This window comes from Syntrophobacterales bacterium, from assembly GCA_031274925.1.
Lineage (GTDB): Bacteria > Desulfobacterota > Syntrophorhabdia > Syntrophorhabdales > Syntrophorhabdaceae > PNOM01.
This window is the reverse complement of record JAISPL010000003.1, coordinates 1-14151: the sequence shown is the minus strand read 5'-3', so window position 1 is coordinate 14151 and position 14151 is coordinate 1. Positions and strand designations below refer to the sequence as shown.

At 48.1% G+C, this 14151-nt stretch carries 14 protein-coding genes and 1 CRISPR repeat array; of the genes, 1 reads left to right on the top strand and 13 read right to left on the bottom strand.

Features of this window, described 5'->3' with window-relative positions:
- Positions 1-460 precede the first annotated feature (460 nt).
- The 10 genes from LBQ00_00350 to LBQ00_00305 all read right to left on the bottom strand — a co-directional run bounded on the left by LBQ00_00350 (position 461) and on the right by LBQ00_00305 (position 9785).
- Complete coding sequence (locus tag LBQ00_00350) at positions 461-1243, bottom strand: type III pantothenate kinase (GenBank protein MDR2017337.1); 783 nt, start codon at positions 1241-1243, stop codon at positions 461-463.
- Positions 1244-1246: 3 nt separating this feature from the next.
- Positions 1247-2209, bottom strand: a complete 963-nt coding sequence (locus LBQ00_00345) for a biotin--[acetyl-CoA-carboxylase] ligase (protein MDR2017336.1) — start codon at positions 2207-2209, stop codon at positions 1247-1249.
- A complete protein-coding gene (gene fusA / locus LBQ00_00340; protein MDR2017335.1) occupies positions 2202-4268 on the bottom strand; it encodes an elongation factor G in 2067 nt (688 codons plus the stop codon). The genes LBQ00_00345 and fusA overlap by 8 nt, the downstream gene beginning before the upstream one ends.
- A gap of 349 nt (positions 4269-4617) precedes the next feature.
- Complete coding sequence (locus LBQ00_00335; protein MDR2017334.1) at positions 4618-6240, bottom strand: Na/Pi cotransporter family protein; 1623 nt, start codon at positions 6238-6240, stop codon at positions 4618-4620.
- Between the two features lie 66 nt (positions 6241-6306).
- Positions 6307-6636, bottom strand: coding sequence for a methionine--tRNA ligase subunit beta (gene metG, locus LBQ00_00330; protein ID MDR2017333.1), 330 nt, complete (start codon positions 6634-6636; stop codon positions 6307-6309).
- 131 nt (positions 6637-6767) lie between these two features.
- Positions 6768-7376 carry a fumarylacetoacetate hydrolase family protein gene (locus tag LBQ00_00325; GenBank protein MDR2017332.1) on the bottom strand — a complete coding sequence of 203 codons (609 nt, stop codon included), beginning with the start codon at positions 7374-7376 and terminating at the stop codon, positions 6768-6770.
- Positions 7377-7506: 130 nt separating this feature from the next.
- The gene (locus tag LBQ00_00320) at positions 7507-7965 is read right to left on the bottom strand and encodes a PLD nuclease N-terminal domain-containing protein (protein MDR2017331.1); all 459 of its coding nucleotides are present in this window, start codon (positions 7963-7965) and stop codon (positions 7507-7509) included.
- A 186-nt stretch (positions 7966-8151) separates the two neighbouring features.
- The gene (locus tag LBQ00_00315; protein MDR2017330.1) at positions 8152-8247 is read right to left on the bottom strand and encodes a DUF763 domain-containing protein; all 96 of its coding nucleotides are present in this window, start codon (positions 8245-8247) and stop codon (positions 8152-8154) included.
- Positions 8248-8352: 105 nt separating this feature from the next.
- The gene (locus LBQ00_00310) at positions 8353-8673 is read right to left on the bottom strand and encodes a hypothetical protein (GenBank protein MDR2017329.1); all 321 of its coding nucleotides are present in this window, start codon (positions 8671-8673) and stop codon (positions 8353-8355) included.
- Between the two features lie 635 nt (positions 8674-9308).
- Complete coding sequence (locus tag LBQ00_00305) at positions 9309-9785, bottom strand: PaaI family thioesterase (GenBank protein MDR2017328.1); 477 nt, start codon at positions 9783-9785, stop codon at positions 9309-9311.
- Between the two features lie 420 nt (positions 9786-10205).
- On the opposite strand from LBQ00_00305, the gene LBQ00_00300 reads away from it, so the two are divergent.
- Positions 10206-10448, top strand: a complete 243-nt coding sequence (locus LBQ00_00300; protein ID MDR2017327.1) for a hypothetical protein — start codon at positions 10206-10208, stop codon at positions 10446-10448.
- Between the two features lie 20 nt (positions 10449-10468).
- Here LBQ00_00300 and LBQ00_00295 read toward each other — a convergent pair whose 3' ends face one another.
- The 3 genes from LBQ00_00295 to LBQ00_00285 all read right to left on the bottom strand — a co-directional run bounded on the left by LBQ00_00295 (position 10469) and on the right by LBQ00_00285 (position 12991).
- Positions 10469-10894, bottom strand: a complete 426-nt coding sequence (locus tag LBQ00_00295) for a hypothetical protein (protein ID MDR2017326.1) — start codon at positions 10892-10894, stop codon at positions 10469-10471.
- A 75-nt stretch (positions 10895-10969) separates the two neighbouring features.
- Positions 10970-11824 carry a bifunctional methylenetetrahydrofolate dehydrogenase/methenyltetrahydrofolate cyclohydrolase FolD gene (folD, locus tag LBQ00_00290; protein MDR2017325.1) on the bottom strand — a complete coding sequence of 285 codons (855 nt, stop codon included), beginning with the start codon at positions 11822-11824 and terminating at the stop codon, positions 10970-10972.
- A gap of 180 nt (positions 11825-12004) precedes the next feature.
- Positions 12005-12991, bottom strand: coding sequence for a hypothetical protein (locus LBQ00_00285; protein MDR2017324.1), 987 nt, complete (start codon positions 12989-12991; stop codon positions 12005-12007).
- Between the two features lie 566 nt (positions 12992-13557).
- Positions 13558-14124: a CRISPR direct-repeat array (repeat unit 32 nt; unit sequence GTTTCAATCCACGCCCCCGCGTGGGGGGCGAC).
- Positions 14125-14151: the final 27 nt, after the last annotated feature.

Here is a 14151-nt window from a genome sequence, read left to right as displayed (position 1 = left end):
CTACCGACTGCGCCATTTGGTCGAAAATGCTTCTACACCTTAAACGTTGGAGAGGGATAGCCACAAGGTACTCTTAAGCAAACTTCGTCTTTCATTGCTGCTGTTGAGATTCGTTGCATATTCCTTTGACTTAGTGTATTAGCTTGATCTCATGTCGACACTGTCTATGGCTATGACTACAACCTATTTTTGGATTTATGAGTGTCCGGTTAAAAAAAAAGGGGGGGGTACAGAAATGGAATGCTCGGGTTTTCTATTCCAGACGATAGAAAACCTTAAAAATCATTATTGGGCAATCCTAACAAGACATCTATACCGCCTACGGTTAGTTGGAGATACTTCCCAATTCAAGCGCACCAGCAAGACTGGCTCTATCGTCAGATAGTAATTTTGTTCTAAAAATCAGCAAAAAGAAGCGCACACCCTCTGGTGTGCCCATTTTTCCAAAAGGACGGTCTAGCTATTTGAATTTATGATGGTCCTTGTTTTTCTGGTAGAGTATTTTTAATCCCCTAAGAGTGAGCATCTCATCTACTTCATCTACCGTCTGAGATTCCTTAAAGATGAAACTCGACAACCCCCCGGTGGCTATAACATACGGGTTTGTCCTGACCTCTTCTTTCATCTTGTTTACTATTCCATCAACTAGGCCAACATAGCCGTAAATGATTCCCGACTGCATGGCATGTACGGTGTTCCTCCCTATGAGGCTTTTTGGTTTTATCAGCTCAACCCTAGGAAGTTTTGAGGCGCTTTCAAACAGGGCACCCAATGATATCATGATCCCCGGTGCAATCGCTCCTCCTGCGTACTCACCTCTTGCGGTTACATAATCAAAGGTGGTTGCTGTTCCAAAATCGACTATTATGAGTGATTTCTTGTACTTTTCGTAGCCTGCTACAGCATTAACAATCCTGTCCGCGCCTACTTCCTGGGGGTTCTCATATAATATGGGCATGCCCGTCTTGATTCCGGGCTCTACCACGAGAGGTCTGATTCCTACATATTTACGGCAAATGATTTCGAAAGGTATCAACATGGGCGGGACCACGCACGATATAATCGCGCTGTCTATATCAACAAGGTTTATCTTCTCAAAACCGAGGAGACTGTTCAACAGGATCGCATTCTCATCGACTGTCTTCTGGATGGAGGCGCTGAGTCTCCAATGGTTGACCAAGGTATCGTCGTTGTATACGCCAAAAACAATATTTGTATTTCCAATATCTATAACAAGTAACATAAGCTAATAATTTACGTCTCCCGCAATAATTTTTCTCACAGTTCCCCCTTCATTAATGAGAATGGCCCCATCCTTATCAATACCTTCCGATATTCCTTTGTAGATGTCACCCATCTGGACAATCTCTAAATACTTATCTTTTATGTCGGCTCTATCTTCCCAGATGCGGCAGATCTCCGACTCACCCTTCTCTCTGAAAATCTCGTAGTATTTTTCCAAGTAGGAGAGTAGCATACCACAGACAGCCGGTCTTTCATATATCTTTTTTTTCTCTATCGACAGAGATGTAGCCTTCTCTCTAATCTCTTCGGACATCTCTTGCTTCTTCATGTTGATATTAAGCCCTATACCCACCACCACGAATTTTACCATCTCCGCTTCCGTGGAGAGCTCAAGCAGAGTTCCGCACACCTTCTTACTCTTGATCAGCACGTCGTTTGGCCACTTTAGCGTCGGTTCCGCACCAAGAGCCTCAATGGTATCGTATACAGCAAGGGATGACAGAAAAGTGATGGGATAGATGCGAGAAGGATGGACATGGGGCCTAAAAATCACGGACAGGCAGAGGTTTTTCCCGTACGGCGAAAACCATACGCGCCCGAGCCTCCCTTTTCCCATATTTTGCGATTCCGCCACCACGGCACCACCTTCAGGCTCACCCGCAAGAGCAAGTCTGAACGCGAGCAGGTTCGTAGAATCGACAGTCTCCTTACAGGTGATCTTGCGACCCACGTAACGGGTGTCAAGATATCTCTCTATTTCCCAGGGATAAAGCCTGTCAGGCTCTTTCAGCAAATTATATCCTTTGCCTTTAGATTTTTTTACGGTATAGCCCATCTGCTCAAGATAATTCACATATTTCCATACCGCAGTTCTTGAAATGCCCATTTTACCTGCAATGTAATCCCCCGAGACATAATCGTTTTTTTTCCGCAAAAATTGCAGCAGTTCTTTTACTCTATCCATTGTCAATCTTATCGTAGTGGGAAAAATACATGGTAAAGGAAGCCCTACCTTGGGAAAGAGATCTCACGTCCGTGGAATAACCGAACATCTTCGTGAGGGGTGCCTTCGCCTGAACCACGGTGATCCTATCTTTCGACACTACCTCGGAAATCTGGCACCTTCTCGCGTTAAGGTCTCCGATTATATCTCCAAGGAACTCATTCGGCACCGTAACAGTGAGAGACATAAAAGGAACAAGAAGCACAGGCTTCGCCTCAGAGCAGGCTTTACGGAACCCTTCATATGCGGCCATCTTGAGGGTAAGCCTCGCAAACTCAGGACTACTGAATAAGGCGTCAATAATCTCCACTTTCACGTCCACTAGAGGGAAACCCTTAAGCACGCCTATATGGGACGCCTCGACTATACCTTCCTCCACTGCTATCACGTGAGGGAATACTGGATTGTCCTCCGGTATCCTAGAGGTGACCATATTTCCTTCACCGCGCCGGCTGGGAGAAACATGCAGGGACACCCACCCTTTCTGCGCCCCGCTACCCGTTGTGCCGCCGGGTATACCAGGCAAGACCTTTTCAAACGTATGTTCTAAGGTGACCTCCCGTTCTATCGTCTCCTTATATACCACCTGGGGTTTACCGACGAGGAGGTCGACACCAAACTCTTCTTTGATCCTTCTGGCAACCACGTCAAGGTGGAGTTCACCCATTCCGGAGATTATTGTCTGGTAGGCCTCTTCGTCTGTTCTGACAATAAACGTGGGATCTTCTTCGGCAATTCTTTGGAGCGTGAGAAGTAGCTTCTCCTGATCAATGTTCCTCTTGGGCTCCACCGCAACGGATATCACGGGTTTGTAGATTTCGATCTGCTCCAGGGCGACCGGGTTGATCCCTGTCAGTGTGTGACCGGTGGACGTATCCTTGAGCCCTATCATCCCCACAATCGCTCCTGCTCTTGCCTCCTCAATACGCTCCCTGTGATTGGCATGCATCCTGAAAATACGGGAAATTTTCTCTTTTTTATTAAGGTTCACATTGAAGATATCGTCTCCCACCTTGACAATACCCGAATAAACCCTGACATACACGAGTTTTCTCCCCTCCTGCATGACCACCTTGAATGCAAGAGCTGTGAAATCCTCATTATCTTTTGAAAAACGATACACAATTTCGCCGGTTTCCTGGTTTACACCCTGCACGGGAGGCACATCTAGGGGCGAAGGAAGATACCGCACCACTGCATCCATAAGGGACTGTATGCCTTTGTTTTTAAGCGCGGTCCCCAGGAGAACGGGTACGCATTTAAGCCCAACCGTACCTTTCCTCAATACCTCATGCACAAGGGCTTCTCCGATCTCTTGCCCTTCTAGGTAAAGCTCCATAAAATTGTCGTCAATAAGGGAAAGTTTTTCAAAAAGCTTTTCCCTGTAAATTCCCGCTATCTCTCTGTATTCCGCTGGTATCGAAATATCTCTGTAGGTTATACCCGAATCTTCTTCATCCCATACGATACCTTTCATGGTAATGAGATCGACTACTCCGTAAAAGCCGTCTTCCTTCCCCAAGGGTATCTGTATAGGAATCGGGTTCGCCCCAAGTTTCTCTACCAACATATCCATAACGGCGAAAAAGTCGGATCCCAGGCGGTCAAGCTTGTTTACAAATGCGATCCTAGGAACATGATATTTATCGGCCTGGTGCCACACGGTCTCCGACTGTGGCTCAACACCGCCGACACCGCAAAAAACGGCGACCACGCCATCAAGCACGCGAAGTGACCTCTCCACCTCTATGGTAAAATCGACGTGACCAGGGGTATCTATCAGTTGTATCTCATGATTAGCCCAATAAAATGTCGTTACCGCAGAGGTAATAGTGATTCCTCTTTCCTGCTCCTGGGGCAGGTAATCCATGGTGGCTGTGCCTTCGTGCACCTCTCCTATTTTATGTGTCTTTCCCGTATAGAAAAGGATGCGCTCGGTCACAGTAGTCTTACCGGCGTCAATATGGGCCGCGATTCCTATGTTGCGTATTTTTCTTAAGCGCTGCTCTTCGTTTTTCATTCCGTGAAAATATGACTTATTGCGGCCAAAATGTCAATAAATAGGGCTCGTAGGTAATAAGATCGGTCGAACCAATGCCTGATCATCAGAAAAACAGAAGATTATTTCTCTATTCATGGTATTGAAGGGGCCTAAGGCTAGTGCTCCCCTGCCAGAAAGAAACATGCGCCATCGTCGTAAATACCCGTCATCACCACATCAATCGTGGATAGCTGACGATGTTATCCCACCCGGCACGAAAAGTGCTGATGAACGCCAGACTTAAAAAACCGTCCAAACATGATCTTTTTGTCCTGATATAACATGTGACAACAAAACTGTATCTCTCTGAACCGGAAGTGATTGCTTTTCATTCCATAGAGCTTGCATAATCGTCCAACGAAAGCCCTTTGATGCGCTCCGCAATAATCTGACAATGTCCAGATATGACTTCAAGATTTATAAGAATGTCGATAAACAAAAGACCTGCTTCGGCCCTGCACTGCTTCATATAGAACCGCTTCAGATGTTTTTCTGCAGCCTCTCTCGCCTTAAGTCTTATCTCTTCATGCCTGTAAAAGATGTCTTTTGTACGGGATTGGTCCTTTGTCTGAAGGAGAAAGGTGGCGTCCTCGATATTCTTACACACCATGTTTCCTATTTCTTCTGCTTCGGCATATGCCTGATCGGTGAATGCCGCCTTGGTTTTATGCCGTGATTCGGATAATTCAACGATATTGGTGGAGCGATCGCCAATCCTCTCGATTTCGTCAACTATTACGGAAAAAGCAAAAAGCCTCTTTGAGAGCACGGGCGAAAGCTCGCCAGACGAGATATTCCACAGAAAACTCGTTATCTCGGCCTGCAGGTTATCGACCACAAGTTCGATGTACATGATGTCTTTCTTCCGTGTCTCGTTCCAGTCGGCAATCAGTCCTACGCTCCCGGAAAACATCCTTCCTGCCAGCATGATCTCCCTCAGCAATTCCTTATTGACACAATCCAGCGCGTCACTTGTCTTGGCCAGGCACTTCTCATCAAGATATTCAGGCCACAAGGGCAGTGCCTCATCTTTCCCCGGCAATATGAACTCCACAATGTGGGCAAAGGGTGTAAGCAGGAATATAAACATGGCCACAATAAGAAGGCTCAAGATAATATGACCCAGCGCGATCTGCTGGGCAATATTGTGCGACAGAGCTTTAAGCAATCCGATAAAGAAGGGAAAGACGAGCAAACAGACTCCCACGCCAAAGCATTTAAACAGGAGGTGTGCAAGGGCGCTCCTCTTCCCGCTCACGCTCATAAACATGCTTCCAACAATAGCGGTGGCCGTCGTTCCGATATTCGCACCCAACACGACAGGTAAGGCATTTTCGAGGGATATCAGCCCCTGTTGACCGAGAATTATGAGTATGCTGATGGGGATGGCTGACGCATGGACGATTGCCGTGAAAATAATCCCGACAGCGAGACCGAGAAAGGGGTGTTTCGGCTCTCTGAAAAGACTGAGGAAATACTGACTCTGTTTCAAAGGCTCGGTGGCATCGCCCACGAGATTGAGACCAAAAAATATGAAACCGAAGTAGATGATCACCTCTCCTATCGGTTTCAACCTTTCCACTCCTGAGAGGAATATTGCAACTCCGGCGAATATTATGAATGGAGAAAGGCGGGTCACATTCCACACCACCAACTGGACCGTAAGCGTCGTTCCTATGTCTGCCCCGAGGATTATGCCGAGAGAATGGCGAAAACTGATAAGTCCGGCACTCACAATTCCCACAGTAAGGAGCGTCGTAGCCGAACTGCTCTGAAAGACAGTGGTGGCGCCCACACCCGTAACAAGACCCATAAAAGGGTTCCTTACGGAAAATTTAATATAGTTTCGAATGCGACCGCTTAAGACAATCTGCATCCCCGCGCTAAGTTTCATCATTCCAAAGAGAAAAAGCGCAAGACCAGTAATGAAAAGCAAAATACCGTTCAGCATGGGTGGCTCAGATGCGGCTCGATGTTGTTATCCGTCCGGAGGTAAGTCGGCAGGCCCGCTAATCTGTCACGATACCTTACTGCCGTTCTGGATTTCCTTATCTACGGTAAGAAGCACCACCGATGATTTATCTTCGGTTGACGCGGCGAGGAGCATCCCGTGCGAAAGTATGCCTCTGATCTTTCTTGGCTCCAGATTAGTGACCATAACGATCTTCTTTCCCGTAAGTTCATCTTTTGTGTAGAATTGTTTAATTCCGGCAACTATGGTCCGCTCTTCTCCAACATTGATAGTAAGCTTATAGAGCTTGTCCGCCCCTTCTACTTCCTCGCAGGATTTGATTTCCGCAACCCGCAAATCCATACTCTGAAACACTTCAAAGGTTATATTCTCCATTTCTCCGCTCCTTTTTAAAAATGAAATATGTGTGCGCGGCCCAACCTCAATCGCTTAAGTCCACAACCGCACCAAGACTGCTTCGTGCACACAGAGGCTATCTCTTTCCGTCGTCCTGCGGTAATTGCTTCTTACCGCTGCACGGTATTTCTGAGCACTCCGATGCCTTCTATCTCTACCTCGACCTCATCTCCCACCCTGATGGGGCCTACCCCGGGAGGCGTGCCCGTGATAATCACATCACCCGGCATAAGAGTCATAATACCGGATACATACGAAACAAGTTCGTAGACATTGAAAATCATGTTGTTCGTGTTGAGATGCTGTTTTATCACCCCATTGACTCTTGTCACCAGCTCACATTCCGTCGGATCAATGTCAGAAACGACTCTCGGCCCGAGAGGGCAAAAGGTATCAAAAGACTTTGATCTGGTCCACTGGCCATCCTTCCTCTGAAGGTCTCTCGCGGTGACGTCATTGGCACACGTATACCCGGCTATGTGACGGGTCGCCTCTTCTGCCGACACATTGCGCACCCTGTCTTTGATTAAAACGGCCAACTCGCCTTCATAGTGCAACTCCTCAGTCTGTGGTGGACAAATGATGGATTCACCGCTCCCGATGACCGATGACGGCGGCTTAAGAAAAACAAGCGGACAATCAGGGACTGTCATATTCAGCTCCCTGGCATGGTCGTGGTAATTGAGACCGATGGCAATTATCTTGGTAGGCTGAATCATGCCTCTCCTCTCTCGCTAATCCAGTATCCAGACCCATATTTCTGCCGAGATTGGATCCAGCGTCCTATTTCTCAATTATTTTAGATTGCGAGGTCACGATTGTAAACAATTTTCGCTTAAGCCCATACCATTACTTGCCTCGGCTTCGTCCGAACTGCAGGAAAGCCAGAATCATTCCCACGATAATCATCGCTGAAATAAGGATCCATCCAGTCTTTTCCGTCCCAAACAAAGAGACCACGTTTATGTAAATAACGACACAGAGCAAGGCCGTTATGGCGAAACTGGTAAGAGACGGCCATGAGATTCTTCGGTGCGGGGCAGATTCCGAAGGATTCCCGGATCTTGCGGGCGCAGTCGCAGATTCCTTTTCCGGCCTAGACCCATGACTGACCGGCTTCAGTCTCCTTCCGATAAAAAAGTAGATAAATATGCCAAAGGGGGCAAAAAGAACGATAGCAAGCCACATCAGCTTATTGAGTCTGGTGAAAGCACTCCTCGTAATGTCCACAATGGCCCAGACGCAGAGAACCAAGGAACAAAAAACGAAGATCAGGAGCGAAGGCGGTAGGTTTTGTGGATTTTCCATTTCCTATCAAAGGTATATGAACCCATAGGAGCGTCATCAGTCAAGAGAATTCTTGACGCGGACTGGCCATGGGGTGTGAACCCCGCGATATATTACTTTAAGGCGAAAACATCTTCAGAGCATCGCGTTTTCCCTGTCTCCAAAGTTTTGCCTTATCGAGACAGGATTTGAGAGGCTTGATGGGAATCATCGGTAAGTCTTGCGACCAATGGGGAACAGATGCCTATCTTTTCCGCCAGGGGTAAAGCTGAACCGCGCTGGGTCTTTAAAGCTCAATTGCATCCGCAGTTTTTGCATTTATATCGCTAAAATCCTTTCATGAGGCCACTTTTAATCTATACGGGTCTAATTCCCCGCCGCAAGCGGCGGGGAGGTTCATTAAAGTTTTCACTTTGTTTTTTTACACTGTATAATAATCCTCATTTTCAAGATTATTACACTATGTATGCTATGATAGTAATGCTCTACGCTGGTAAAGTAGAAATATAATGTCGTCCCAGCCTGCCTCAATATCTTTTCAAGAACCTCTTTCACGTCTATCGCTCCGATGGGACCCGCCAACGCATAACAACAGGACGATCTCATCAGTGCGGTGAGCGGTATTTCTTCACTCCTGAGTCTATTCGGAATAACTTCTCCTGTCTCATCTTTCATGGTAGAACAGGAGAACTTCGGAAATACCTGCGCTGTCCGGGAAATTCTGCGCAACCATTCCTCCTATTTTCACATGTTTTCGCATGATATGACGATCATCTTCACCAATGGTATCCGATTTTCTCAGCATATCGTCGGGGACAGCGATAAATCAGATGTCAGTGAGATCGGCCAGAAGACCCAGTTTTCCCAACTCCTCTTCTATTGAAGGCCGTCTCGTTAAACCATGCAAGGCGTCTTGTCGGTTCACCCAGTTTCTTCTCCAGGGAAATCCTCAACAATTCCATAATGGCCTCCGAGTCGCCTCTGCCTCAATAGACTTATCTCATACACCACTTTGCACAGCAAAGGTCTCCTTAGAGATACGGAAGATCCTGATAATATTGTTCGCCTTGATTTCGGTCCTGCGGTAACCTAACATTGTGAAAAACGTCTGCTTCATGAGACAATTTTTTGGTCGTTGCCAATCACGGCAATTCCATCATAACCGTTTTCCACAAGCGTTCTTTACTTCTTGACTTCATATTTTCCACGGCCTACTTTCAGGGTTCACTCACGTGTTTCCTGAACACTGCCAGTTCCTGCAAGAACAGTTTGTACACATCTTCCGTCTCATTCATGGTTGTGACTCTCATTGTTCAAAATTTTACTCATTATTCCCTATCGACTGAATTTCGGCGGTTCAAAAATTATGTGGAAAAGAGCGATCTAACCTCCTCAGAAACTCCCCTGAAATTAAGGTGTTTTACCATCTCCTCCATGGTAAACCCTTTCGTCTTCCGGAACATGCCTCCGGCCCGCGCCGCGACTTTCTTTGCCTTATCTTCGATAACCGCAGACATATAATAGTTGCCGTGATTCGAGCAGAGAAGTTCCGCAGAGGCATAATACACATTGCCGCATTTGATTGGTCGCCGGAACTCTACATCTATCTTCCAGGTTGCCGCGACAACTCTCGTCTCCATAAAGAGGGTCCACCACATAACCTCGTCAAGGACTCCCGTCACGATGCCACCATGCAGTACTCCATCGTAACCTTGGAATTTCTCCTGGGCGGTAAATTCCGCGAACGCACTCCCTTCCCGGTATTCTATCCCGAGCGCAAGCCCGCCGGTAGCAGGCCCGCAAAAAAAACATTTTTCGTAGCTTGGCAAAGGCCCCTTCATTATTTTCTCCTTCCGTTAGCCCTCTTAATTTTCCTCATTTTTCGGCGTTATCTGGGAAACATGTCGGAGGGGAACGTGGCTGCCGATCGGGCTATAGCACGAAATACCAAAGCAGCCATTATACACTCTACCCGCAAAACAGCTTCTTGTCCAGAACTTCTCAGCCATTTCCCGCGGGTCAGTTGCCCGTGTCAAACGATATATGACACAGCCTTATTCCTTGAGTACCTTCCTGCAAATGATTCAAAAAAACAGGAAAAAGTGTAAAGACTATGAGATTACTCACAAAACCATCTGTTTGGCTATGGCAACCTCCTAATTTAAAAGTTACATAACACATCAAGGCGACTCTATAGGGGCAGTAGCTTCTCAGGCGAGAGGCGTACACCAACCAGGCCAGACCTCAGAGGCGAACATAGAGTGGCAGTTCATTTCGCATACACGGCGACTGCAAGCTATATGATGAACAACTTTCTGGCTGTATATGCCACCATTACATACACAACGCAGAAAATACAGAGAGAAGGAACTGCTGAAATCTTCGCATCATGGGATATAAAACCCTTATTATTAAGGAAAAAAGAGGGCGGAGAGAAAATGGATGCTTTTAAGAGGGAGAAATATCGATTACCACAAACCCTTATACTCCATCATGACCATTGAGCAGAAGATATTGCTTTCGGCTAAAACGTCCCGTCCAGAAGGTAGCGAATTCGCTCTGCAGATACTTCACCTGGCAAAAGACATCTGAAGTGAAACGCGTCAGGGTACACCCGCGACAGTTCTTCGCCGAGAATCACACTGCTTTCCCCCTGGACCTGACCGGTCTTCTTGTTCAAAATAAAGAGAAAACAGTGCATCTCCAGCGCCTCATCAAGCCAATCAGTACGCCTAAAAAGCCACCAGTATTTACCGATGCTTTCAACGGGCTTCTTCAAGGCTTCGTACTCAACACAGACAATGCGATCCGGAAAAATATAAGCATCATCTGGCCTGATGTGGTAGGTACGATTGTTGTATCGAAGCGCCCTGCTCTCCGTGTGGCCCTCGTAACCGCCTATTTCTGCGAAAAATGACTGAACCACCTGCTTGCATTGCAGAACCCTCATGTGGTCCTCACCATGTCCGTAGCACTTGGAGGAACAAAATAAAAACCATCGCGCCGGGACTGCCTGGTTCTGGCCTCATCCGTTCCGCCGCAGACCCTTCTCCGCAGCCTCTACCGTCTGAGCAATAAGCGTGGCAATAGTCATCGGGCCTACTCCGCCCGGAACCGGGGTATAGGCCGAACACCTGCCGGCCGCAACGGAAAGCTCCACATCACCGATATTCCCCGGGTGATAGCCAGCGTCGATGACGACCGCCCCTTCTTTTATCCACGCACCCTTGATAAATTCAGGCTTACCCACCGCTCCGGCCACAATGTCCGCCCGTCCTATTACTTTTGGGAGTTGTTCGGTCATAGAGTGGCACACCGTGACCGTCGCATTGGCATTAAGAAACATCATGGCGACAGGTTTGCCGAGAATGGGACTCCGGCCAACCACTACCACATGCCTGCCTTGAAGAGGTATGCTGTAGTGGCGAAGAAGCCGCATGATGCCGGCAGGGGTCGCCGAGCCGTAGGCAGACTCATTCATTGCCATCCTGCCGAAACCGAGTGCCGTTACACCGTCCACATCCTTTTCTAAGGCGATTCTGTCAAAACAGAGCCGTTCGTTAATCTGCGAAGGGACCGGATGCTGCAGCAAGATACCATGCACGTCCGGGTTCCCGTTCAACTTGTCTATCTCACCAAGCAACTCTTCGGTGCCCGCCGTCTGGGGCAGGACAATTCTCACCGACTCCATTCCCACACGTCTGCATGCATTCCCCTTCATACGCACATAGGTCGCTGATGCGGGGTCATCACCCACCAGAATGGTCGCAAGGATCGGCGGCTTTCCGTCGGACTTATCCTTGATTGCCCGGACGCGCACGGCAAGCTCGACTTCAAGCTTTTGTGCCAAGGCTTTCCCATCGAGAATTACAGCAGCCATCTTTCTTTCCTCCTTTGGCTCTCAAACTCCCCTGAACATGTCCGTCACAGGAGGACCATGTGGGTGTTTTCTGGCCACTGCCCGAAAAACAGCCATGGACCCGTGCCTGCGAGTGGTGTTCATACCCATTTTTTCATATCATTTTTTGACTGGACGATTCTATGAAAATATGGTCCCGAATCAAAGACCCGTTGAGAGCTCTGCAAGTAACTTCATGGCCGCTTCGGTCTCTTTTTCGCCAAGGTTCCCAAGCCCACAGCTTGTGGTAAAGAGCCACTCGCTTCGCGTCGCGTCAACATTTATCTTCACCATCTCGGCAAGAAAAGTACTCCACAGGTCTTTGATGTCTTTGAGCGATATCTCAAGTGCCTTTTCGGATGAAGGTATGATACCGGGGCAAATCCATCCGCCACGTCCAAGGAACCTGAGCAGGTCTTCCTTGAAGTAAAATATTGTCTCCAGATAATTGAAAGCATCGTAATTGACAATATCAATGGTTGAGTTGAAGAGCACCGACCAATCGGTGTTGCCACAGCAATGGATCCCCCGTTTTGCCTCAAGGCCTCCGGTTACCTCGTCAAAAAGGCCAGTCGCACCCTCTTTCGCGATAGATACATAGGCAGAGCCGAAGGAGACCATGTATGGCTCGTCGAAGAATATGATGATCTCCTTGCCTGGCGCGGCGCGTCTCAATCTGTCTATCATCCACTTCGCCTTCATGTGAAGCGCTTTCTTGATAATATCGAAGTATCCAAAATTATAGATAACAGGCTTTCCTTCCTCGTCTGGAAGGCCAAGCCCCATACTGAAGGGCCCCGTAAGTTGCCCCTTGATAAACCTCGCCCCGTCCTTCACTTCTCCCAGCCGCTCCAGGAATCTGTAAAATCCTGGGGCCGATTCCGGCGAAATGGCAAATGCATCAAGGTCTTCTGTAGCAAAATTTTCGTAGAATTCCTCAATGCCATTCGTGTCTTGCGTATCCATGTACACCGCACCCTTCGTCTCATTAATACAAGGGACGCCGTCGAGAAACGTGGTGTACATATTCTCAAGGGCAGACCTTTTAGGCAGTTGGGGCCAGAAGGGGATCTCCCTGGAGGTTGAAAATATCAGATCTATAGTCCGGTCTATGTCGGTAAACGGTAGGCTTCCTATGCCAGTAATCATCGTCTCACCATGAAGCGTATAATACGAGGCAATTATAAACGTAGTATCTGGAGATGTAAAGGGTTTTATGAGATGTGGAGGCGGCGGGAGATATGGGAGGTGCGTGCGATGGACTTTGATGTGGTGCGCAAGCCTTGGTCTGATTGCCGCATGGGATGTATGCGGCAATTCACTCAATCCGGCATATATCCCACAAATAAGAAAAAATACCGAAACAAAAGCAAATTTCTCCAGCTAAACGTGCCAAGCCACCTTTTGCGTCTCGGTTAATATAGAGAAGCTTGGCTTTTCCCGATATTACTAAAATCAAACCTTGAATACAACCACCCACACCGCTAAAGCAAATCCATCACCCCGGAGAGTCCCGGATAAAGCCTTCCGAGACAGGCACCAAGATCCGGGAAGTGGGATTAATATCTCCAATTCCTGCGGTATTGTGACTCATTATGCCTTATAAAAATGAGCCTCCCCGCCGCAAGTGGCGGGGTATCCCAGGTTTACGACTGACTATTAAGAGGCGCCCCAAGAGGCTGGGAATTAGACCAGTAGAGATTAAAACGACCCCAGTTTCAATCCACGCCCCCGCGTGGGGGGCGACTCCATTTTTCCTTCCTCTTTTGTCGTTTGTTTCATGTTTCAATCCACGCCCCCGCGTGGGGGGCGACGGTAGGGGGGGGAGGGGGAGATGGAAGGGAAATAGTTTCAATCCACGCCCCCGCGTGGGGGGCGACCTCAACTGTTCTCCAAAAATCTTAAAACCGACTTAGTTTCAATCCACGCCCCCGCGTGGGGGGCGACAAATCATTTTGAAATAACACGGGAGAAATAAAATGGTTTCAATCCACGCCCCCGCGTGGGGGGCGACGATTATCGAGTCTATACCGACGATACCAACGAACTGTTTCAATCCACGCCCCCGCGTGGGGGGGCGACTGGATTCGAAATCGTCACCCATCCCGCACCTCTTGTTTCAATCCACGCCCCCGCGTGGGGGGCGACCGAGACTTGGATTTACGAGTTTCAATTCCTTTTTGTTTCAATCCACGCCCCCGCGTGGGGGGCGACGAATCACAATCTGGAACAACAAAACGGATAACCCCAGTTTCAATCCACGCCCCCGCGTGGGGGGCGACCCATGTCAACAGGTCCTTTTTCTGGAC